Source organism: Variovorax sp. Varisp46, from assembly GCF_059491885.1.
The window spans coordinates 1,404,491-1,425,023 of record NZ_CP168515.1; the positions used below are offsets into that span (position 1 = coordinate 1,404,491).

20 protein-coding genes and 2 riboswitches are annotated in these 20,533 nt (G+C 67.5%); of the genes, 8 read left to right on the plus strand and 12 right to left on the minus strand.

Going from position 1 to position 20,533, the window contains the following annotated elements:
• Window positions 1-68: 68 nt before the first annotated feature.
• Window positions 69-989, plus strand: a complete 921-nt coding sequence (locus ACEN9N_RS06675) for a DUF3014 domain-containing protein (RefSeq protein ID WP_413315138.1) — start codon at window positions 69-71, stop codon at window positions 987-989.
• 95 nt (window positions 990-1,084) lie between these two features.
• Window positions 1,085-1,366, plus strand: coding sequence for a hypothetical protein (locus ACEN9N_RS06680; protein WP_007834440.1), 282 nt, complete (start codon window positions 1,085-1,087; stop codon window positions 1,364-1,366).
• 18 nt (window positions 1,367-1,384) lie between these two features.
• Here ACEN9N_RS06680 and gcvP read toward each other — a convergent pair whose 3' ends face one another.
• From gcvP to ACEN9N_RS06730, 10 genes are all read right to left on the minus strand, one after another.
• On the minus strand, window positions 1,385-4,294 hold the full coding sequence (gene gcvP / locus ACEN9N_RS06685) for an aminomethyl-transferring glycine dehydrogenase (protein ID WP_495655702.1): 2,910 nt from the start codon (window positions 4,292-4,294) through the stop codon (window positions 1,385-1,387).
• A 54-nt stretch (window positions 4,295-4,348) separates the two neighbouring features.
• Window positions 4,349-4,720 carry a glycine cleavage system protein GcvH gene (gene gcvH / locus ACEN9N_RS06690; protein ID WP_007834443.1) on the minus strand — a complete coding sequence of 124 codons (372 nt, stop codon included), beginning with the start codon at window positions 4,718-4,720 and terminating at the stop codon, window positions 4,349-4,351.
• Between the two features lie 44 nt (window positions 4,721-4,764).
• Window positions 4,765-5,940, minus strand: a complete 1,176-nt coding sequence (gene gcvT / locus ACEN9N_RS06695; RefSeq protein WP_495655703.1) for a glycine cleavage system aminomethyltransferase GcvT — start codon at window positions 5,938-5,940, stop codon at window positions 4,765-4,767.
• 47 nt (window positions 5,941-5,987) lie between these two features.
• Window positions 5,988-6,091: riboswitch (glycine riboswitch) on the minus strand.
• A gap of 12 nt (window positions 6,092-6,103) precedes the next feature.
• Window positions 6,104-6,194, minus strand: a riboswitch (glycine riboswitch).
• A 45-nt stretch (window positions 6,195-6,239) separates the two neighbouring features.
• Window positions 6,240-6,647: a YkvA family protein gene (locus ACEN9N_RS06700; RefSeq protein ID WP_495655704.1), complete on the minus strand. Its 408-nt coding sequence runs from the start codon at window positions 6,645-6,647 to the stop codon at window positions 6,240-6,242.
• Between the two features lie 45 nt (window positions 6,648-6,692).
• The gene (locus ACEN9N_RS06705) at window positions 6,693-7,229 is read right to left on the minus strand and encodes a hypothetical protein (RefSeq protein WP_007834449.1); all 537 of its coding nucleotides are present in this window, start codon (window positions 7,227-7,229) and stop codon (window positions 6,693-6,695) included.
• 156 nt (window positions 7,230-7,385) lie between these two features.
• Window positions 7,386-8,663, minus strand: a complete 1,278-nt coding sequence (locus tag ACEN9N_RS06710) for a TRAP transporter large permease (RefSeq protein WP_413312212.1) — start codon at window positions 8,661-8,663, stop codon at window positions 7,386-7,388.
• Window positions 8,660-9,154: a TRAP transporter small permease gene (locus ACEN9N_RS06715; RefSeq protein WP_056522364.1), complete on the minus strand. Its 495-nt coding sequence runs from the start codon at window positions 9,152-9,154 to the stop codon at window positions 8,660-8,662. The genes ACEN9N_RS06710 and ACEN9N_RS06715 overlap by 4 nt, the downstream gene beginning before the upstream one ends.
• Window positions 9,151-10,119, minus strand: a complete 969-nt coding sequence (locus ACEN9N_RS06720) for a TRAP transporter substrate-binding protein (protein ID WP_056522366.1) — start codon at window positions 10,117-10,119, stop codon at window positions 9,151-9,153. Before ACEN9N_RS06720 ends, ACEN9N_RS06715 begins: the two co-directional genes overlap by 4 nt.
• Window positions 10,120-10,171: 52 nt before the next feature.
• On the minus strand, window positions 10,172-11,191 hold the full coding sequence (gene denD / locus ACEN9N_RS06725; RefSeq protein WP_495655705.1) for a D-erythronate dehydrogenase: 1,020 nt from the start codon (window positions 11,189-11,191) through the stop codon (window positions 10,172-10,174).
• Window positions 11,192-11,307: 116 nt separating this feature from the next.
• A complete protein-coding gene (locus tag ACEN9N_RS06730; protein WP_007834459.1) occupies window positions 11,308-13,005 on the minus strand; it encodes an electron transfer flavoprotein-ubiquinone oxidoreductase in 1,698 nt (565 codons plus the stop codon).
• Window positions 13,006-13,127: 122 nt separating this feature from the next.
• Between ACEN9N_RS06730 and ACEN9N_RS06735 the strand changes: the two genes are divergently transcribed.
• The 3 genes from ACEN9N_RS06735 to ACEN9N_RS06745 all read left to right on the plus strand — a co-directional run bounded on the left by ACEN9N_RS06735 (window position 13,128) and on the right by ACEN9N_RS06745 (window position 15,240).
• Entirely contained in the window at window positions 13,128-13,910 is a 783-nt protein-coding gene (locus ACEN9N_RS06735) for an SDR family oxidoreductase (protein WP_007834461.1), read from the plus strand.
• A 77-nt stretch (window positions 13,911-13,987) separates the two neighbouring features.
• Window positions 13,988-14,821 carry a DMT family transporter gene (locus ACEN9N_RS06740; RefSeq protein WP_495655706.1) on the plus strand — a complete coding sequence of 278 codons (834 nt, stop codon included), beginning with the start codon at window positions 13,988-13,990 and terminating at the stop codon, window positions 14,819-14,821.
• Window positions 14,818-15,240, plus strand: a complete 423-nt coding sequence (locus tag ACEN9N_RS06745) for an acyl-CoA thioesterase (protein ID WP_413312207.1) — start codon at window positions 14,818-14,820, stop codon at window positions 15,238-15,240. Before ACEN9N_RS06740 ends, ACEN9N_RS06745 begins: the two co-directional genes overlap by 4 nt.
• A 20-nt stretch (window positions 15,241-15,260) precedes the next feature.
• On the opposite strand, the gene ACEN9N_RS06750 is transcribed toward ACEN9N_RS06745, so the two are convergent.
• Window positions 15,261-16,613, minus strand: coding sequence for a sensor histidine kinase (locus tag ACEN9N_RS06750; RefSeq protein ID WP_495655707.1), 1,353 nt, complete (start codon window positions 16,611-16,613; stop codon window positions 15,261-15,263).
• Window positions 16,610-17,284, minus strand: coding sequence for a response regulator (locus ACEN9N_RS06755; RefSeq protein ID WP_495655708.1), 675 nt, complete (start codon window positions 17,282-17,284; stop codon window positions 16,610-16,612). Before ACEN9N_RS06755 ends, ACEN9N_RS06750 begins: the two co-directional genes overlap by 4 nt.
• Before the next feature lie 143 nt (window positions 17,285-17,427).
• Between ACEN9N_RS06755 and ACEN9N_RS06760 the strand changes: the two genes are divergently transcribed.
• Genes ACEN9N_RS06760 through ACEN9N_RS06770 form a run of 3 tightly spaced genes read left to right on the plus strand, consistent with a single transcriptional unit; the run spans window position 17,428 to window position 20,507 of the window.
• The gene (locus ACEN9N_RS06760; RefSeq protein WP_495655709.1) at window positions 17,428-18,132 is read left to right on the plus strand and encodes a phosphatase PAP2 family protein; all 705 of its coding nucleotides are present in this window, start codon (window positions 17,428-17,430) and stop codon (window positions 18,130-18,132) included.
• Window positions 18,119-18,709 (plus strand): phosphatase PAP2 family protein, encoded by a 591-nt coding sequence (locus ACEN9N_RS06765; protein ID WP_007834473.1) that lies wholly within the window; start codon window positions 18,119-18,121, stop codon window positions 18,707-18,709. The genes ACEN9N_RS06760 and ACEN9N_RS06765 overlap by 14 nt, the downstream gene beginning before the upstream one ends.
• A 46-nt stretch (window positions 18,710-18,755) precedes the next feature.
• Complete coding sequence (locus tag ACEN9N_RS06770; RefSeq protein ID WP_007834475.1) at window positions 18,756-20,507, plus strand: phosphoethanolamine transferase; 1,752 nt, start codon at window positions 18,756-18,758, stop codon at window positions 20,505-20,507.
• Window positions 20,508-20,533 lie beyond the last annotated feature (26 nt).

Consider the following 20,533-nt stretch of genomic DNA (forward strand, 5'->3'; position numbering starts at 1 on the left):
GCCCGATTGGTGCAACATGACCGGTCTCTCCGCATCACACACAGCCTTAGCAGAAGGAAAGTGCAGCCATGTCCGACCGAGATACCCCCGGCTCCGGGGACGATTCCCCCGAATTCCGGCCACGCCGCGAAATGCCCATAGGCGCCATCGTCGCCTTCATGCTGGTGGTGCTCGGGACGGCCTTCGTCGGCTGGCGCTGGTATCAGCAGCAGCAACAACTACCCGAGGCCCCGCCGGTGGCCGCGGCGCCGAACGACGGGCTCGCGCCCGCGCCGGCGCCCGTGCCCGCGCCCGAGTCCCTGGAGCCGCGCAACCCCATCGACGCGATTGCCGTGCCCGACACGGGGCTGCCTACCGTCACCGATTCCGATACGCGCGTGATGAAGGCGCTCGTCGACCTGCTCGGCAGCAAGAACGTGGCCGACTTCCTGAAGTTCGACGGTGTCGTGCGCCGCTTCGTGGCAACGGTCGACAACCTCGCGCGCGAGCAGGCGCCAGCGAGTGCGTGGCCGGTGCAGCCGGCCAGGCAGCGCTTCACCACCGCAGGGCAGGGCGAGAAACAGGTCATCGCGCCCAACAACGCCGCGCGCTACAACGCCATCGTGCTGTTTGCCGAATCGGTCGATCCTGCGAAGGCGGCCAAGACGTATGCCCGCCTCTACCCGCTGTTCCAGCAAGCCTATGAAGAACTCGGCTATCCGGGGCGCTACTTCAACGACCGGCTCATCGCCGTGATCGACCACCTGCTGCAGGCGCCGGAGCCCGCCGGCCCGGTGCAGGTGCGGCTGGTCGAGGTGAAGGGCAATGTTCCTTCGCAGCGGCCCTGGGTGCGCTACGAATACGCCGATCCGCAGTTGGAGTCGCTTTCTTCCGGCCAGAAGATCATGGTGCGGGTGGGGCTCGAAAACGAACGCAGGCTGAAGGCCAGCCTGCGCGGCTTCCGCGAGCAGATCGCCACGGCCGGCCTGGCGAAGAAGAAACAGCCCTGACGCGCACGGTGCGCCGTGTAGGCGCGGACCGATTGCATGCCGCGCAGATGCCGCAGATGATTTGTTCCCAAGACCAAGATCTCGAGGACAAACGTATGAACCCGATGAGCGTCGACCTCTACCAGAGTGCCACCGATCCGGAGAAATTCCTCGCGCTTCCCGCGGGCGCCGATCCTGCCGAACTCATGGGTCCGATGACCTTCGACCAGGACTACGCGCAGGTCAAGCGATACCAGGAGGCATTCCAGTTCAACCCGTCCGAGGCCTATGCGGGCGTCAACGCGGCCAAGATCGCCGCGGACATCCTGACTGTGAAGTGGGCCATCTATCGCCGCGAATCCCCACCGAAGAAGGGCGCCGCGGCGCGGCGCGGCTGAGCCCGCCTGCGGGCCTTCTCAGGCCTCTTCGGTTTCCTGGTATTCGCCCACCGGCACGCAACTGCAGAACAGGTTGCGGTCGCCGTACACGTTGTCGACGCGGCCGATCGGCGGCCAGTACTTGGCCTGCTTGAGTTCGGCCAGCGGGAACGCGCCGAGTTCGCGCGAGTAGGGGTGCGGCCATTCGGTGCCGAGCAGGCTCGCGGCCGTGTGCGGCGCGTGCTTGAGCGGGTTGTCGTCCTTCGGCCAGACGCCTTCCTCCACGCGGCGGATCTCGCCGCGGATGGCGATCATCGCGTCGACGAAGCGGTCGAGCTCGGCCAGAGGCTCGCTCTCGGTCGGCTCGACCATCAGCGTACCCGGCACCGGGAAGCTCAGCGTGGGCGCGTGGAAGCCGTAGTCGATCAGGCGCTTGGCCACGTCCTCGGCGGTGACGCCGCTGGTGTCCTTGAGCGGGCGCAGGTCGAGGATGCACTCGTGCGCGACGTGGCCGTTCGGGCTCGCGTACAGCGTGGGGTAGTGGTCCTTCAGGCGCGCGCTGATGTAGTTGGCGCTGAGGATGGCCGTTTCGGTCGCGGCCTGCAGGCCCTTGGCGCCCATCATGCGGCAGTACATCCAGCTGATCGGCAGCACGGCCGCATTGCCCAGCGGCGCGGCCGACACGGCGCCGACGCCGTTCGATGCGATGCCGGCCGTGGCATGGCCCGGCAGGTAGGGCACGAGGTCTTCGACCACGCAGACCGGGCCCACGCCCGGGCCGCCGCCGCCGTGCGGAATGCAGAAGGTCTTGTGCAGGTTCAGGTGGCTCACGTCGCCGCCGAATTCGCCCGGCGCGGCCACGCCGACCAGTGCGTTCATGTTGGCGCCGTCGACGTACACGCGCCCGCCGTGCTCGTGCACGAGCTCGCACAGTTCCTTCACGCGCGTCTCGAACACGCCGTGCGTGCTCGGGTAGGTGATCATCACTGCGGCGAGGTGGGCGCTGTGCTTCTCGCAGGCGCGCTTGAGGTCGTCCATGTCGACGTTGCCCTGTGCGTCGCAGGCCGTCACCACCACCTGCAGGCCCACCATCTGCGCGCTGGCCGGGTTGGTGCCGTGCGCCGACGACGGAATCAGGCAGATGTTGCGGTGGCCCTGGCCCTTGGCCTCATGGAAGGACTTGATGGCCAGCAGGCCCGCGTACTCGCCCTGCGAGCCGGCGTTGGGCTGCAGGCTGATGCCGGCATAGCCGGTGGCCTCGCACAGCCATGCGCGCAGCTGCGCGTCGAGCTGCGCATAGCCCTGCTGCTGCTCGGCCGGTGCGAAGGGGTGGATGTTGGCGAACTCGGGCCAGGTGATGGGGATCATCTCGCTGGTCGCGTTGAGCTTCATGGTGCAGCTGCCCAGCGGGATCATGCTGCGGTCGAGCGCGAGGTCCTTGTCCGACAGGCTGCGGATGTAGCGCAGCATCGCGGTCTCGCTCTTGTGGGTGTTGAACACCGGGTGCGTGAGAAAGGCGCTGGTGCGGCGCAGGTCTTCGGGAATGAGCGGCGCGGTGTTGGCGGCCAGGTCGTCGAAGCGCGGCATCGGGGTGCCGGCGGGCACGAACAGCGCCCACAGCGTCTCGATGTCGGCGCGCGTGGTGGTCTCGTCGAGCGAGATGCCCAGGTGCTGCTGCAGGCGCTGGCGCAGGTTGACGCCGCCCGCCTGCGCGCGCTCGATGATCGCGGCCGTATCGTCGCCGGTGCGGATCGTCAGCGAGTCGAAGGCCGTGGTGTTGACCGGCTCGCGGCCCATCTGCGACAGGCCCCGGGCGAGGATGGCGGTGAGCGCCGCCACGCGCTGCGCGATGCGCGTGAGCCCGTCGGGCCCGTGGTACACGGCGTACATGCTGGCCACCACGGCCGGCAGCACCTGTGCGGTGCAGATGTTGGAGGTGGCCTTCTCGCGGCGGATGTGCTGCTCGCGCGTCTGCAGCGCGAGTCGGTAGGCGGGCTGGCCGTGCGTGTCGACGCTCACACCCACCAGGCGGCCCGGCAGCGAACGCTTGAACGAATCGCGGCAGGCCAGGTAGGCGGCGTGCGGGCCGCCGTTGCACAGCGGCATGCCGAAGCGCTGCGTGGTGCCGCAGACGATGTCGGCATCGAACTCGCCGGGTGCGACCAGCAGCGTCAGCGCCAGCAGGTCGGCCGCGACGATGAGGGCGGCGTCGCACTGGTGCGCGTGGCCCGCGAGCGGGCGCAGGTCGTGCACGTGGCCGGTGGTGGCGGGGTATTGCGCAAGCACGCCGAAGAATTCGCCGCTCACCATCAGGTGCGGCAGCGTTTCCGACACGGTGCTCACCTTCACCTCGATGCCCAGCGGCGCAGCGCGCGTCCTGATGACTTCGATGGTCTGCGGATGGCAGTCGCCCGACACCAGGAACACGTTGCTCTTGCTCTTGACGCTGCGCTTGGCGAGCGTCATGGCTTCGGCCGCGGCCGTGGCTTCGTCGAGCATCGATGCGTTGGCGATGGCCATGCCCGTGAGGTCGCACACCATCGTCTGGAAGTTGAGCAGGGCTTCCATGCGGCCCTGCGAAATCTCGGCCTGGTAGGGCGTGTAGGCGGTGTACCAGGCGGGGTTCTCGAGCACGTTGCGCAAGATGACGCCCGGCGTGTGCGTGCCGTAGTAGCCCTGGCCGATGAAATTGCGGAACACCTTGTTCTTCGACGCCATCACCTTCAGCTCGGCCAGCGCATCGGCTTCGGTCGCCGGTGCGGGCAGCCGCATCGGCTTCGCGCGGCGAATGGCCGCGGGCACGATGCCGTCGATGAGCTCAGCCCGCGTCTCCGAGCCGATCACGGGCAGCATGCGCGCCTCGTCCGCCGCATCGATGCCGATGTGGCGGGCGAGGAATTCTTCGGCGTTCTCTAGTTGTTGCAGGGAGGGGAGGGCGTGGCTTGACATGGCGGAGAGGTAGGGCGGGAGGGGCGGGAGCGGTGGTCCGTGTTCAGCAGCGCATCAAGACTCGGCGGCGAACTTGTCGTACGAGGCCGCATCGAGCAGCGCGTCGAGCTGCGCCGGCTCGCTCAGCTTGACCTTGAAGAACCAGCCGCCGGCCAGCGGGTCGCTGTTGGCGAGCGAGGGGTCGGCGCGCAGCGCTTCGTTCACTTCGGTGATCTCGCCCGACACGGGCATGAACACGTCGGCCGCGGCCTTGACCGATTCGACGACGCCGGCGACTTCACCCTGGGCAAAGGTCTTGCCGACTTCGGGCAGATCGACGAACACCACATCGCCCAGCGCGTCCTGCGCGTGCACGGTGATGCCGACGGTGGCCGCGCCGCCTTCGGCCGAGACCCATTCATGGTCCTTGGTGTACTTGATGCTCATGTGAAAAACTCCTCGTGGAAAAAATGATGATCGGGGTGCGTAGCCTAGCCGCGGTAGTAGCGGGTGGGCACGAAAGGCATGGTCGAGACTTCCATCGGCACCGGCTTGCCGCGCACGATGGCCTGGATGCGCGTGCCCGGCTCGGCGAAGGCGGTGGCCACGTAGCCCATGGCGATGCAGCGGTCGGCGGTAGGGCCGAGCAGGCCGCTGGTGACGAGGCCGATGTCCTGGCCTTCGAAGGATTGCAGCACCGTGCCGTCGCGCACCGGAATGCGTTCGAGGGCAACGAGGCCCACGCGCTTGCGCTTCAGCGTGTCGTGGTCGGTGTGGCCTGCCGCGCCCACGGTGGCCGCTGCGAGCTGCGCCAGGATCTTCGCGGCGCCCGGAAAGCCGCCTGCGCGCGCGCCGCCGGTGCGGCGCACCTTCTGCATCGCCCAGTTGAGCGAGGCCTCGACCGGCGTGGTGGTGGTGTCGATGTCGTGGCCGTACAGGCACAGGCCGGCTTCGAGCCGCAGCGAATTGCGCGCGCCCAGGCCGATGGGCTTGACCTCGGGCTGGGCCAGCAGCAGGCGGGCGAGGGCGTCGGCGTCCTTGGCGGCCACCGAGATCTCGAAGCCGTCCTCGCCGGTGTAGCCGCTGCGGGTGACGAAGGCGGGAATGCCGCCGATCTGCACTGCGCCGCCCGTCATGAACACGAAGCGCTCGACACCGGGCGACAGCCGCGCGAGTGTGGCGGCGGCCTGCGGGCCTTGCAGTGCGAGCAGGGCGTGGTCGGGCAGGGGCTGCACGTCGCAGCGGGCGCCGATCTTCTGCTGGATGTGCGCGATGTCGGCCACCTTGCAGGCCCCATTCACGATCACGAAGATCGAGCCGTGGCCTTCGTTGAAGAACATCAGGTCGTCGAGGATGCCGCCCTCGTCGTTCAGCAGCAGGCCGTAGCGCTGCTTGCCGGCGGGCAGGTCGATCACGTCGACGGGCATCAGGGTTTCGAAGGCGGCTGCCGCATCGGGCCCGACGAGGCGCAGCTGTCCCATGTGGGAAATGTCGAACAGGCCGGCCGCATCGCGCGTGTGCTTGTGCTCGGCCATCAGGCCGGCGGGGTATTGCACGGGCATCGAATAGCCGGCGAAAGGCACCATGCGGGCGCCGAGCTCCAGATGGAGGTCGTACAGCGGCGTTTTGAGAAGAGGGGCGTCGGAGGGAGCGGAAGAAGCAGCCACGGGGCACTCCAAAGGGGCAGTCGAAATCCATGGCTGCAACGCCATGGGCCACCCCTGCTGTCCGCTTTACCTGAGAGATTCGCCCCACGATCGGGGTTTGCTCCTTCGGTGGGCCGTTGCTTGGCAACGGCCTCTCTCCAGCAAGGAAACACCGGTGTCCACCAGTGCCTTGTCAGTCCTTTTGCCTGAGCGTTCGGGAATCCCCTGCGCCTTCGGCGGCCCCGGCGTGCGGGGCTCTCTCCTGACCCCGGCAAGTGTAGTGGATCGCGCAGCCCGCAGCGCCGGATTTGCCCTTCACCCTATCGCGACCACAGGCGCCACGCCGCGACGCCGACCGCGATCCACACGGCCACGACAAGCGCGGCGCCATACCGGCTGGTTGGCCTGGCGCCCGACTTCTGCATCCAGTCGTCGGCTTGCCGGCGGCACTCCGCGAGCACCGGCGGCGGAATCATCCGGATCGCAAGCCAGATCAGCCCCGGCAGCAGGAGAACGTCGTCGAGGTAGCCCAGGACCGGGATGAAGTCGGGAATGAGGTCGATCGGGCTGAGCGCGTAGGTGACCACGAACATGCCCAGTGCCTTGGCATACCACGGGGTGGATGCATGCCTGCCGGCGAACCACAGCGTGACGCCGTCGCGCTTGACGCGCCGGGCCCAGGCGCGAAGCCGGTCGGACAGGGGCGGTTTTTCAGGAGCGGAGTTCACCTCGCGATGGTGTCACAGGCTGCGTTCGCGCCCGGGGTGCGCTCTTCAATGAACGATTTCGGCCGGCGGCAGCAGCCGGTCGATGCGCTCGCGCAGCGATTCGGCCCGCTCCACGCCGGCGGTTTTCTCGATCTCGGTCAGCATCAGCGCGGCGATGGTCAGCATCGCCTCGCGGTCGCGCGCCTCGCGCAGCGCGTCGCGCATCTGCAGCGCGAACTTCGGGTCGCGCCGCACGAACATGCGCTCGCAGATGTCGAACAGGAACATGCGCGTGGTGGCCAGCGAGCGCTTGCCGTCGAAGGTATCGGCCGAGGTGGGGAGGCGGATCGGTTCGTTGGCGGGGATCGGCACGGGCTGGGCGGGTGCCGGTGCGTCCGCGGCTTGCGGGCTCTGCAGGTAGCCCCTCTGGATCAGCGCCCGGATCGCCAGCTCGGCTTCATGCCGGTCGGGGAACAGCGCGCTGAAGTCGGTCAGCGAGCGCCGGCCGTCGGCCATCAGCAGCAGGGCGCGCTCGCGCTGGCTGAGCGTGCGCTGTCCGCCCTGGAGTTCGTCGCGCGCCTTGTCGGTCTTGGTGGGAAACATGGCAGCCACAGCTTTGGGGAGTCGAGGGCCGCAGCATCGTTGCAACCGATGACATCTTCATGAACCGTTTGCCTCGCAGGGCCATTGGCTGCCCCGGGGCGGCCCGCGCGTTCCGCCGCACGCCGGGCGCGCTGCCCGGCGTGGACCGCGCCTCGGCTACCTGGCGTAGACCAGGTCCCGCAGCGCGAGCGAGATCCACGGCACGTAGGTGATCACCATCAGGCAGGCCAGGATCACCAGCACGAAGGGCACCAGGTATTTAATGATCCGGTCGAGCGAGATGCGGGCCACCGTACAGGCCGCGAACAGGTTCACGCCGAAGGGCGGGGTGATCATGCCCAGCGCGAGGTTCACCACCATGATCAGACCGAAGTGCACCGGGTCGATGCCGAAGTGCACTGCTACCGGCGCCAGGATCGGCGCGAGCACGATGATGGCCGCACTGGTCTCGATGAACATGCCGATGATGAACAGCGCCGCGTTCACGCCCAGCAGGAACATCGCGGGCGACTTCAGCACTTCCTGCAGCCAGTGGCCGATGGCGTCGGGCACGCCTGCGCGCGTGATCAGGAACGCGAACAGTCCCGCGTTGGCGATGATGAACATGATCACCGCCGACGACAGCACCGACTTGCGCAGGATCGCGTACAGGTCCTGCAGCTTGATCTCGCGGTAGATCACTATGCCCACCACCAGCGCGTAGAACACCGCCACCGCCGAGGCCTCGGTCGGCGTGAAGATGCCGCCGTAGATGCCGCCCAAAATGATGACGGGCATCAGCAGCGCCCAGCCGGCCTGCCACAGCGCGCGGCCGAAGGGCATGCGGCCGTCGCCGTCGTTCTTGCCCCAGCCCTTCCACTTGCAGTAGATCCAGACGAACAGCATGAGCGCCAGGCTGATCAGGATGCCGGGGCCGAAGCCCGCGATGAACAGCTCGCCGATGGACACCTCGGCGCTCACGCCGTAGAGAATCATCGGGATCGAGGGCGGGATGATCACGCCCAGTTCGGCGCTGGTGGCCTGCAGCGCCGCCGCGTACGCCGTGGGGTAGCCGTGCTTGATGAGCGCCGGGATCAGGATGGCGCCGATCGCGAAAGTGGTGGCTACCGACGAGCCCGACACCGCCGCGAAGATCATGCAGGTGAGCACGCAGGTCATGGGCAGGCCGCCCTGCACGCCGCCCACGATGCTCTTGGCGAACTCGACCAGCCGGCGCGAGATGCCGCCGGTTTCCATCAGGTTGCCGGCCAGGATGAAGAACGGGATGGCCGCCAGCGGAAACTTGTTGATCGCGTTGAACATCTCCTTCACGGAGATCAGCATGTTGGCGTTGGCCACCTGGATGCCCAGGATCGACGCCAGCCCGATGGACACCGCCACCGAGATCGACAGTGCGAAGCACACCACCATCGTTGCAACCATCACGACACTCATTGCGCGGTCTCCAGTTCGAGCCGCTTGGGATCGAGAAAATTGCCGACGATGCCGAACAGGCAGAACAGCGAGCCGACCGGCAGCGCCAGGTAGGACCACATCATGGAGAGGCTCTCGAGCCCGGCCATCGATTGGACGCGGCCGCGCATCGCATAGTCCCAGCCCCACCAGAGGATGACGAGCATCAGGGCCAGCGCCGCAATGCTCACAACCGCGTCGAGCACGCGGCGCACGCGCGGCGGGCTCCAGCGGTAGAGCACGTCCACGCTCACCATCGCGCCCTGGCGGAACGCCATCGGGATGCCGAGGAACACCATCCAGATGAGGCTCACGCGGATCAGGATCTCGCTCCACTCGGCCGGCTGCTCCAGCACGAAGCGGGTGATGATCTGGAACACGCCCAGGGCCGATGCAATGACCAGCATCACGCAGGCCAGGACCATCGACACGCCGGTGGTCCAGCGCTCGATGCCAAGGAATTTTTCTTTCACTTGTAGTCGCGGATCTTGTCGAGATTCGCCTTGCCGAATTCCTTCTCGAACTGGGCGTTCACCGGTGCCAGCGCGGCGACGAACTTGGCCTTGTCGACGTTGTCGATCACGGTCATGCCCTTGGCGCGCAGGTCGGCCACGCCCTTGGCGTCGTCCTCGTCGACACGCGCGCGGTTGGCCTTGGTGCCTTCCTTGGCGGCGTCGAGGAAGGCCTGCTTGTCGGCGGCGCTGAGCTTGTCGAAGCTCGCCTTGTTCATCAGGAAGATACAGGGCGAGTAGACGTGGCCCGTGAGCGACAGGTGCTTCTGCACCTGGTCGAACTTGGCCGAGATGATGACCGGCAGCGGGTTCTCCTGGCCGTCGACCGTGCCCTGCTGCAGCGCGGTGAACACCTCGGGGAAGGCCATCGGCGTGGTGATGATGCCGAAGCCCTTGTAGGCCGCGATGTGCACCGGGTTCTCCATCGTGCGCATCTTCAGGCCCTTGAGGTCTTCGGGGGCCTTCACGTCGCGCTTGCTGTTGGTCATGTGCCGGAAGCCGTTCTCGGCCCAGGCCAGCGCCTTGAAGCCCTTGGCGTCGAACTTGGTCAGCAGGTCTTGTCCGATGGGGCCGTCGAGCACGGCACGCGCATGGGCCTTGTCGCGGAACAGGAAGGGCACGTCGAGGATCTTGGTCTCGGGCACGAAGTTGGGCACGGGGCCGGTCGAGGAGAAGGCCAGTTCCTGCGTGCCCAGCTGCACCGCCTCGATCGACTCGCGCTCGCCGCCCAGCGAACCGTTGTAGAAGGTCTGCACCTTGTAGCGGCCCCCCGTGCGCTTCTCGACTTCCTTGGCGAAGGTGTCGATGGCCACGCCCTGGTGGGAGTTCTGTGCCGTCGAGATGCTGATCTTCATGGTCGTCTGCGCGAAGGCGACCGAACTCAGGGCGAGCGAAAGGCAAGCGGCGGCAATGGGGCCGAATTTCATGGTGTCTCCGGGGAGTTGAGGTCAGGAGCGCGTCAGGTGCGCTTGGCCCCGACTATGCAACACCAGGGAGTTTCACCGCGTCGGGATTTTCACGGACGTACTCGCGAATGACCGTCTCGAAGTTCTCGTCGCAGCCGAGACCCAGCGTCCTGGCGCGCGCGGTCTCTATGCGACCGGGCCAGGTCTTCACGATGCGCATGATCGCCGGGTCGGGCGTGCGATCGAGCAGGGCGGTGGCGGCCTTGCCGGCCACGCGCTCCAGCGCCGCGGCCATCTCGCCCACGGTGGTGGCCAGCGAGGGCAGGTTCAGTGCGGTGCGCGGACCCCACTGCGCATCGCTCGCCTCGGCGGCGCGGATGATGCCCTCGATGGTGCGCGCCGGTGACGCGATGGCGACAGGCGTCGAATCGGGCACGGGGCAGGCCGCGCGCAGGCCGGCCAGCGGCTCGCGGATCATGCCGCTGAAGAAGCCCGAGGCCGCGCCGTTGGGTTTGCCCGGGCGTACGCTCACCGTCATGAGCCGCACGCTGCGCCCGCGCACGAAGCCCTTGCGCGTGAAATCGGCCACCAGCTGCTCGCCGATGAATTTCTGGATGCCGTAGCTGGTCTGCGGCGTGGGCAGCGTGTGGTCTTCGATGACCTTCGGCAGCGGCTGCTCGGGCGAATCGCCGAACACCGCGAGCGAGCTGGCGAACACCAGCACTGGCTTCGTGCCGAGCGCACGCACCCGTTCGAGCAACGCGTGCGTGGCTGCGAAATTGCTGCGCATGCCGAGGTCGAAGTCGGCCTCGCACTCGCCGCTCACGGCCGCGGCCAGGTGGAAGACGGCATCGGCTTCGCGCCAGACGGTCGCGTCTGCATCGGGCGAGAGTTGCGCGTTGAGGTCGCCCGTCACGGTGGCGATGCGCGCATCGGACGCGAGGTCGGCGGGCGCGCCCACGCGGTCGACCAGCGTGATGCGCTCGATCGGCCGGGCCGGTGCGCCGGCCAGCGAGAGGGGGCCTTGCTTCAACAGCGTGCGGGCGAGGCGAGCGCCCAGAAAACCGGCGCCGCCGGTGATGACGATGTGCATGGGTTTCGTCTCCTGTGAGCCGCCAGAATACGCGAGGCTCCGGCAACACGAAGCGCAGCGGAGAGCCGAAATGAAAAAGCCCTCCGAAGAGGGCTCGCCGACGAGGCAAGGAGGCCTTACATGCCCACGTAGTTCGGCCCGCCGCCGCCTTCGGGTGTGACCCACACGATGTTCTGCGTCGGGTCCTTGATGTCGCAGGTCTTGCAGTGCACGCAGTTCTGCGCATTGATTTGCAGGCGCTGCTTGCCGTCCTCGGTGCCCACGAACTCGTACACGCCGGCCGGGCAGTAGCGGCTTTCGGGGCCGGCGAACTTGGCGAGGTTGATGTTGACCGGCACCGTCGCGTCCTTCAGCGTCAGGTGGGCCGGCTGCTGCTCTTCATGGTTGGTGTTGCTGATGAACACGCTGGAGAGGCGGTCGAAGGTGAGCTTGCCGTCCGGCTTCGGATAGACGATGGGCTTGCACTCCGAAGCGGGCTTCAGGTAGAGGTGGTCGGGCTTGTTGCGGTGCAGTGTCCATGGAATGTGGCCCTTGAGCAGCCACTGCTCGATGCCGTTCATGAAGGTCGCGATACCCAGGCCCTTCTTGAACCAGGCCTTGAAGTTGCGCGCCTTGTTCAGCTCGGTGTAGAGCCAGCTCTTCTCGAACGCGGCCGGGTAGGCCGTGAGTTCGTCGTGCTGGCGGCCGGCCTGCACCGCCTCGAAGGCGGCTTCGGCGCACAGCATGCCGGTCTTGATGGCCGCATGGCTGCCCTTGATGCGGCTCACGTTGAGGTAGCCGGCCTCGCAGCCGACCAGCGCGCCGCCCGGGAACACCGTCTTGGGCAGCGACATCAGGCCGCCGGCCGTGATGGCGCGCGCGCCGTAGCCGATGCGCTTGGCCGGCTTGATGCCCTGGGCCTCGTCGCCTTCGAGGTACCAGCGGATGTTGGGGTGCAGCTTCCAGCGCTGCATTTCCTCGAACGGGCTCAGGTAGGGGTTGCTGTAGTCCAGTCCGGTGATGAAGCCCATCGTGACCTTGTTGTCCTCCATGTGATAGAGGAAGGCGCCGCCATAGGTGTCGCTCTTCATGGGCCAGCCGGCCGTATGCAGCACGAAGCCGGGCTGGTGGCGCTTGGGGTCGATCTCCCACACTTCCTTCACGCCGAGGCCGTAGGTCTGCGGGTCCTTGCCGGCGTCGAGCTTGTACTTCGCGATGAGCTGGCGGCCGAGGTGGCCGCGCGCGCCTTCGGCGAACACGGTGTACTTGCCCAGCAGCTCCATGCCGAGCTGGAAGTTCTCGGTCGGTTCACCGTCCTTGCCCACGCCCATGTTGCCGGTGGCCACGCCGCGCACCGAACCGTCTTCGTTGTAGAGCACTTCCGCCGCGGGGAAGCCCGGGAAGATTTCGACGCCCATGTTCTCGGCCTGCTGCGCCAGCCACTTGGTGAAGGCGCCGAGGCTGATGATGTAGTTGCCGTGGTTCTGGAAGCAGGCCGGCAGGAACAGGTTGGGGGTGCGCAGGCCCGACTTCTCGCCGAGGAACACCATCGCGTCGTCGGTCACGGGCTGGTTGAGCGGCGCGCCGAGTTCCTCCCAGTCGGGCAGCAGCTCGTTGAGCGCGCGCGGGTCCATGATGGCGCCAGAGAGGATGTGCGCGCCGGGCTCCGAGCCCTTTTCGAGCACCACGACCGAGATCTCCTTCTCGTGCTGCGCGGCCAACTGCTTGAGCCGGATCGCGGTCGAGAGGCCGGCCGGGCCGCCGCCGACCACGACCACGTCGTATTCCATGGCTTCGCGAGGGCCGAACTGGGCGAGGATTTCGTCGTGGGTCATGTGGGTTGGGTCGATAATGATTTTTCGAGGCGCGGGGCATTTTATGCGGCGTCCACGGGCGGTCCGTGTCACTCGCGGACGGGCCTGTTTCGTCACCTGCGCGACTCCACAGGATCCAGTCCATGGCTTACAGCATCGATCTTTCCGGCCGCGTGGCCTTCGTCACCGGCGCCTCCAGCGGGCTCGGCGCGCAGTTCTCGAAAACCCTGGCGCGCGCCGGTGCCGCCGTGGTGCTGGCCAGCCGCCGCGTCGAGAAGCTCAAGGAGCTGCGCGCCCGCATCGAAGGCGAGGGCGGCGACGCCCATGTGGTCGAGCTCGACGTGACCGACATCGGCAGCATCAAGGCCGCGGTCGCGCGTGCGGAGACCGAGGTCGGCCCCATCGACATCCTGGTCAACAACTCGGGCGTGAGCACCACGCAGCGCCTGCAGGACGTGACGCCCGACGACTACGACTACATCTTCGACACCAACGTGAAGGGCTCCTTCTTCGTCGCGCAGGAAGTCGGCAAGCGCATGCTGGCGCGCGCCACGGGCACGGCACCGGGCACCTACATCGGCGGGCGGATCATCAACATCGCCTCGTCGGCGGCGCTCAAGGTCATGCCGCAGATCGGCACGTATTGCATGAGCAAGGCCGCGGTAGTGCAGATGACCAAGGCCATGGCGCTCGAGTGGGGCCGCTTCGGCATCAACGTGAACGCGCTGTGCCCGGGCTACATCGCGACCGAACTCAACGAGGAGCACTGGACCACCGAGGCAGGCGCCAGGCTGGTCAGCATGCTGCCGCGCAAGCGCGTGGGCAAGCCCGAGGACCTGGACGGCCTGATCGTGCTGCTGGCCAGCGGCGAGAGCCATTTCGTGAACGGTGCCGTCATTGCGGCCGACGACGGGTTCGCGCTCTGAGTCCGCGGGCCTGGACCGGCATTGCCGCCGGCCTGGGCGCGGGTGCGCTCTGGGGGCTGGTGTTCGTAGCGCCGCGCATGGTGGGCCAATTCGGCATGGTCGACATCACCGCCGCGCGCTTTCTCGTGTTCGGCGCGGTCTCGGGGCTTGCGGTGTTCGCGCGGCCGGCCGCCGTGCGCTGGCCAAACGGTCGGCAGGCGCTCGCGGCGCTGGGGCTCAGCGTGCTGGGCTTCAGCGGCTACTACCTGCTGCTCGCCTTCGGCATCGCGGCAGCCGGCACCGAGGTGCCGAGCCTCGTCATCGGCACGATCCCTGTCTGGATGATGCTGCTGGGCCGGCCCGCGGGCCTGCACATGCGGGCCTTGCTGCCCGGGCTGTTGCTCACGGGCGCGGGCATGGCACTCATGATCTGGGGCGCCTGGTCGGCGCACGGCGGCGCGGGCAGTGGTGCTGGCGCGCGCTTCGGCGGGGGCATTGCGCTGGCGCTGTGCTCGATGGTGAGCTGGACGGTCTACGGCTTGCTCAACGCCGCCTGGCTGCAGCGGCACCGCGAGGTGCACGCGGCCGACTGGGCCAACTGGCTCGGCATTGCCACCGGCCTCGGGGCCTTGCTGCTGTGGGCGGCGGCGGGCAGCGATGCCGCCACGCTGCGGTCGCAGCCCGACGGCATGCTGTTCATCTGGATCGCACTGGCGAGCGGTTTCGGTTCGTCGTGGCTCGCGACCATCCTGTGGAACGTCGCGAGCCAGCGGCTGTCTGCGAGCCTGTGCGGCCAGCTGATCGTCAGCGAGACGCTGTTCGCATTGCTCTATTCCTTCCTCTGGGACGGCCGCTGGCCGCTGGCCACCGAATGGCTGGCTGCCTTGCTGTTCGTCCTGGGCATCCTCGCATCCATCAAGGCTCACCGATGAGAATCGAAATCCCCGAAAAGAAGAAGCTCGTGTACGAAATGTCGATCCCCATCCGCTGGGGCGACATGGACGCCATGGGCCACCTGAACAACGGCACCTACTTTCGCTATCTCGAAACCGCGCGCATCGACTGGATCCGCTCGATCGGTGTCGAGCCCGCGCCGGGCGGCGAGGGCATGGTGATCGTCAATGCCTTCTGCAACTTCTACCGGCAGATCGAATACCCGGGCAACGTGCGGATCAAGATGTACGTGAGCGACCCGGGGCGCACCACCTTCGAAAGCTGGGCCACCATGGTCCGCGAAGACGCGCCCGACGTGATCTGCGCGGCCGGCGGCGCAACCACCATCTGGGTCGATTTCCCGAAGCAGAAGGCGCTGGCGCTGCCCGACTGGCTGCGCACGCTGGTGAGCGACTGAGCAGGAGCCGCTGACGCAGCTCAGGCCGGCTGCAGCACGATGCGAGCCTCGAAGCCATGCGCCGCGGCCGCCGGCGGCGACGAGAGTTCGAGCCTCGCGCCGTGCTTCTCGACGATGGTGCCCACGATCGAGATGCCCAGGCCGTAGCCGGCGCGGTCGGAGCTATGGCGCACATGGCGCTCGCGCAGGGTTTCGAGCTGCGCGGGGTTCACGCCGGGGCCGAAGTCGCGCACGGCAAGGGTGCAGGGCGCCGTCACCTCGACGACGACGCGGCCACCCCCGTAGCGCAGCGCGTTCTCCACCAGGTTGCGCAGTGCGATCGCGAGTGCGTCGAAGTCGCCGAGGGCCAGGGGGGTGGCGCTGTCGGGCACCTTGAGCACGAGGCGCTCGGTGTTGCGCGGGTCTTGCCAGAAGTCCTGCGCCACGGCGCCGGCGAGCTGCACCAGGTCGACCCGCGTGCGTGTGAGCGAGGCGCCCGATTCCGCGCGCGACAGCTGCAGCAGCTTCTCGGTGCGGTGGCTGAGGGTGCGCAGCGCATCGAGCGCGGCCTGCACGTCGTTGCGCTGCAGGTCGTGTTCGAGCGCGGTCTGCAGCCGCAGGCGGGCGGCGGCAAGCGGTGTTCGCAGTTCGTGCGCGGCGTTGGCCGCCAGCGCGCGCTCCACGTCGAGCGAGTGCGACAGGCGCTCCAGCAGCCGGTTGACGTGGTCGCCGACGGTGCGCAGCTCCCTCGGCAGGCCGGGCAGGGCGATCGGGCTCAGGTCGGCGCCGCTGCGTTTCTCGATCTCACCGGCCAGCTCCTGCAGCGCCCGCAGCTCGGTACGCGCCACGTTGCGCAACACCAGCGCGAGCAGCGGCAGCACCGCGACGAGCGGAATGATCAGGCCGAAGAGCGTGCGGTTCAGGGCATGGCGGCGTTCGTCGAGCGGGTCCGCCACCTGGAAGAACAGGCCCAGCGTCGGATGGCGCACGGTGTAGATGCGCCAGCTCGGGTTGTTCGCGAAGCCGGCGGCCAGCGGCACATCGAAGGTGTCCGCGGGCGCTTCGGCGGAGCGCAGCAGTACGTGTTCGTGCAGGTCGACGATCTGGTAGATCACCGCGTCCTCGGAGAACAGCTGCTTGGGCGCGATCAGCGGTTCGCGCGGCGGCTCCTGTCTGGGGTGCTGCAGCTTTTCCAGTTCCTGCACGGCCATCGCGAACATGCGGTGCGAAACTTCGACCATTTCGTTGTCGAAGTTGTGGTTGATCTCGCGGTCCACATACCAGACCACGGCGAACACGCACAGCAGCCACACGCCGCCGACCCAGAGGATCAGCGTGCGGGTCAGCCGGCCCGCGAGCGTGTCGCGGCCGGCCACGAGCTTGTTCAGGCTCATTCGTCGTCGTCCGCCGAGAACGACAGGCGATAGCCGAGGCCGCGCAGCGTCTGGATGTGGTTGCGTCCCAGCTTGCGGCGCAGGCGGCTGATGAAGACCTCGAGCGTGTTGCTGTCGGCCTCGTCGCCGAAGCCGTAGAGCGCATCGGCAAGGTTCTCGCGCGTGTGGATGCGCTCGGGTCGCGTGGCCATGACGCGCAGCAGCGCCCATTCCTTCTGCGTCAGCGTGATCGGCGAGCCGTCCTTGCGCACCATGTCGTGCGCCAGGTCGATCTCCAGCGTGCCGAGCTGCAGCACCGGCGAGCTGCTCGTGCTGCGGCGGCGCTCGACCGCGCGCAGGCGCGCCAGCAGCTCGGCGGGGTCATAGGGCTTGATGAGGTAGTCGTCGGCGCCGGCATCCAGGCCGCGGATGCGGTCGGTCACCTGGTCGCGTGCCGTCAGCACGATGACGATGGGGCGCTCGGGCAGGGCGCGCACCTGCGGCAGCAGCGAGAGGCCGTCGCCGTCGCCCAGGTGCAGGTCGAGCAGCACGGCCGCGTATTGCACCGAAAGCAGGGCGCCGCGGGCGTCGGCCAGGCTCGAAGCCACGTCGACCACGAAGGCCTTGGCCAGCAGGTAGCTGCAGACGGCATCTGCCAACGCAGTGTCATCTTCGACCAGCAATATGCGCACGCCATGTCCTTCCAACAAAAAAATGGAGTCTAGCGCTGCCCGGTTGCACGGGGCCTGCCAGTCAGGTTCGGTTCATCTTGCTTCAGGCTGGGTTCATTCCGCGAACGTAGGCTCGCGTCTGTTTTTCAGTCCCGCCTTCGTTCATGACACGTTTCCCGCTATTTCGCCTGGGGGTCTTGACCCTTTTTGCACTGGTTGCACTGATGGCATGGGACGCGACGGGGGCAGACCTGGCGCTGGCGCGCATGGCAGGTTCGCATGCGGGTTTTCCCTTGCGCGACAACCCTTTCACGGTTCACGTGATGCATGAGGGCGCCCGGAACCTGAGCTGGGCGCTCGTGATCGCATTGTTCGCCGCAATCCGGTGGCCGTTCGGCTTCCTGCGCCGCCTGAGCACCGGGGGCCGCGCCCAGCTGGCGCTCACGGTGCTGGCCTCGGTGATCGCCGTCAGCGCGCTCAAGCATGCCAGCCAGACCAGCTGCCCGTGGGACCTGCAGGAGTTCGGCGGCGTTGCACGGTATGTGTCGCACTGGTCGTGGGGCGTCAACGATGGCGGACCGGGCGGGTGTTTTCCTGCCGGCCATGCGTCTGCGGCCTTTGCCTACGTGGGCGGGTACTTCGTGCTGCGCCGGGTGTCGTCCCGTGCGGCGGCGATCTGGCTGGGGGTGTCCGTGGTTGCGGGGTTCGTGCTGGGCGCGTCGCAGCAACTGCGCGGCGCCCATTACATGAGCCACACCCTCTGGACCGCGTGGGTCTGCTGGGTGATGGGCTTCGTCATCGAGGCGGCGGTGACTCGCTTCAAATCGCGCACGCTGAAGCCGGCGATGCCCGCACATGCAGGATCTTGATTTCGCACTGTTCAGGCTGATCAACGCGGACCCTTCGGTGCCTGCGTGGAGCCTGCGTGTCGCCGAGTTCTCCTCCAACCTGCTGCCGGCCCTGCTGACGCTCGCCATCGGGGTCTGCGCGCTGTTCAGCCGGCGCTGGCGCCATGCGCTGTTCACGGTGCTGGTGAGCGTGCTGGCCGTGTGGTTGATCGTGAACATGATCCGCACGCTGATGCCGGTTCCCCGGCCTGCGTTCTATGGCCTTGGCATCCAGTGGGTGCCCCAGGGCGTGCGGCCCGGCTTTCCGAGCCTGCATGCGGCCGGAACCTTTGCCGCCGCCTTTTCGCTCTGGTGCCTGCCTTCCCGCGCAGCCATGCTGGCGGCGCTGCTGGTGGCTGTTGTGGTGGCATGGAGCCGGGTGTTCCTGGGCCTGCATTTTCCCTCCGATGTCGTCGTGGCGGCGGTGCTGGGCGCGGTGGTGTCGGTCATTGTGGAGCGCGGCGTCAGCCGGCCGCTGGGCCTGGCCGCTTCCGGCGTGCTCATGGCGCGCAGGCGCGCGAAGATGCGACTGCGCCGGGCCAGCCTGAACACCGACTGAAGGGGCAATTCAGGCTCGCTTCAGGCGGACTCGCTACATTCGCCGCATGTCTGTTTCGCGAATCGAGCCCGCACCCCTGCAGCGGGCGAGCACTTCTGACCCCAAAACGCCGCACTCACCCGCCTCCGGTACGTCGTGGGAGCGCTTCAACCTGTGGTTGAAGCAGCCGCGTTCGGCCGCCGTGCTCGTTCTTTGGCTCAGCCTCTACCTCGTATTGACCACCAACTGGCCGCTGTGGAACGAGCTGGCCCGTATCGGCGGTGCGCCGAGCACCTACATGTCCACCATCGTGGCCATGAGCCTGCTCACGCTGTGCGGCTCGGCGGCCATGCTGTCGCTGACCGCCTGGTCGCGCTGGATGAAGCCGCTGTGGCTCGCCGTGGTCGTGCTGGCCGCGGTGGTCCAGCACTACATGCTCCAGTACCGCGTGGTGATGGACCCGACCATGATCGCCAACGCGCTGCAGACCGATCCGAACGAGGCGCGCGATCTGCTGAGCTGGCGCATGGCCTTCAACGTCGGCGTGGTGGTCCTGCCTGCGGCCTGGCTGCTGTGGCGGGTGCGCGTCACGCCGATGCGCTTTCTGTCGAAGCTCTGGCGCAACGCCGCGCTGTTGCTGCTGTCGGTGCTCGTCGCGCTGGGCGCGGCGGTGTCCATGAACCGCGAGCTGGCGCCGCTGATGCGCAACAACGTTCATCTGCGCTACATGATGAACCCCATCGCGACGCTCTATTCCACGGGCTCGCTGTTCATCAAGCCGCTGTTCAAGCGCAGCGGCAAGCTGATTCCGATCACTGCCGGCACGGCGCTGGGCGCCAGCTATGCGGCTCAGACCAAGCCACCGCTGTTCGTGGTGGTGGTGGGCGAGACGGCTCGCGCCGACCACTTCGCCTTGAATGGCTATGCGCGCGACACCACGCCCGAACTCGCCAGGCGCGGTGTGCTGAGTTACCGCGAGGTGCATTCCTGCGGCACCAACACGCTGGCCTCCGTGCCGTGCATGTTCTCGCCACTGGGCAAGGAAGGCTACGAATCGCGCAAGGACGACTACGAGACACTGGTTGACGTGCTGCAGGCTGCGGGCCTGGCCGTTTTCTGGCTGGACAACCAGGCCGGCTGCAAGGGTGTGTGTGTCCGCGTGCCGAACGCCTCGGCCTTCGAAGGCCTCGATGCCGCCACCAAGAAGGCGCTGTGCGACGGCGACGAATGCCTCGACGACGTGATGCTCAAGGGCCTCGACGAGCGCATTGCCGCGCTGCCGGCCGAGCGCCGCGCCAAGGGGGTCGTGCTGGTGATGCACCAGATGGGCAGCCACGGCCCGGCCTACTACAAGCGCTCGGCGCCCGACGTGAAGCGCTTCCTGCCCGAGTGCAAGACCAATGCGCTGGCCGAGTGCGGCCACGCCGAGCTCATGAACGTGTACGACAACTCGATCGTGCAGACCGACCGCTTCCTAGGCCAGACCATCGACTGGCTCAAGGCCCAATCGAAGCAGTACGACCCGGCGATGCTGTACGTGAGCGACCACGGCGAGTCGCTCGGCGAATACGGCCTGTTCCTGCACGGCGTGCCGTACAGCTTCGCGCCCGAGGCGCAGAAGCACGTGCCGATGGTCACGTGGTTCAGCGAAGGCATGAGTCAACGGCGCAAGCTTTCGCGTTCGTGCATGGAGGCGGGGCTCGACACGCCGCTCACCCACGACAACCTGTACCACACGGTGCTGGGCGTGATGGACGTCGCCACGCCTACCTACAAGCCGGCGCTGGATGCACTGGCTTCTTGTCGCGGCAAGGGCTGAGCTTCTATCGGAGCTTGCCTGCGGTT

Coding starts and splice junctions, on each gene's coding strand:
- gcvP (WP_495655702.1), bottom strand. CDS start 4,294: ATGTCAAGCCACGCCCTCCCCTCCCTGCAACAACTAGAGAACGCCGAA.
- ACEN9N_RS06720 (WP_056522366.1), bottom strand. CDS start 10,119: ATGAAATTCGGCCCCATTGCCGCCGCTTGCCTTTCGCTCGCCCTGAGT.
- ACEN9N_RS06760 (WP_495655709.1), top strand. CDS start 17,428: ATGACACGTTTCCCGCTATTTCGCCTGGGGGTCTTGACCCTTTTTGCA.
- ACEN9N_RS06765 (WP_007834473.1), top strand. CDS start 18,119: ATGCAGGATCTTGATTTCGCACTGTTCAGGCTGATCAACGCGGACCCT.
- ACEN9N_RS06740 (WP_495655706.1), top strand. CDS start 13,988: ATGGTGGGCCAATTCGGCATGGTCGACATCACCGCCGCGCGCTTTCTC.
- ACEN9N_RS06735 (WP_007834461.1), top strand. CDS start 13,128: ATGGCTTACAGCATCGATCTTTCCGGCCGCGTGGCCTTCGTCACCGGC.
- ACEN9N_RS06770 (WP_007834475.1), top strand. CDS start 18,756: ATGTCTGTTTCGCGAATCGAGCCCGCACCCCTGCAGCGGGCGAGCACT.
- ACEN9N_RS06730 (WP_007834459.1), bottom strand. CDS start 13,005: ATGACCCACGACGAAATCCTCGCCCAGTTCGGCCCTCGCGAAGCCATG.
- ACEN9N_RS06705 (WP_007834449.1), bottom strand. CDS start 7,229: ATGTTTCCCACCAAGACCGACAAGGCGCGCGACGAACTCCAGGGCGGA.
- ACEN9N_RS06750 (WP_495655707.1), bottom strand. CDS start 16,613: ATGAGCCTGAACAAGCTCGTGGCCGGCCGCGACACGCTCGCGGGCCGG.
- ACEN9N_RS06745 (WP_413312207.1), top strand. CDS start 14,818: ATGAGAATCGAAATCCCCGAAAAGAAGAAGCTCGTGTACGAAATGTCG.
- denD (WP_495655705.1), bottom strand. CDS start 11,191: ATGCACATCGTCATCACCGGCGGCGCCGGTTTTCTGGGCGCTCGCCTC.
- ACEN9N_RS06675 (WP_413315138.1), top strand. CDS start 69: ATGTCCGACCGAGATACCCCCGGCTCCGGGGACGATTCCCCCGAATTC.
- ACEN9N_RS06680 (WP_007834440.1), top strand. CDS start 1,085: ATGAACCCGATGAGCGTCGACCTCTACCAGAGTGCCACCGATCCGGAG.
- gcvH (WP_007834443.1), bottom strand. CDS start 4,720: ATGAGCATCAAGTACACCAAGGACCATGAATGGGTCTCGGCCGAAGGC.
- ACEN9N_RS06710 (WP_413312212.1), bottom strand. CDS start 8,663: ATGAGTGTCGTGATGGTTGCAACGATGGTGGTGTGCTTCGCACTGTCG.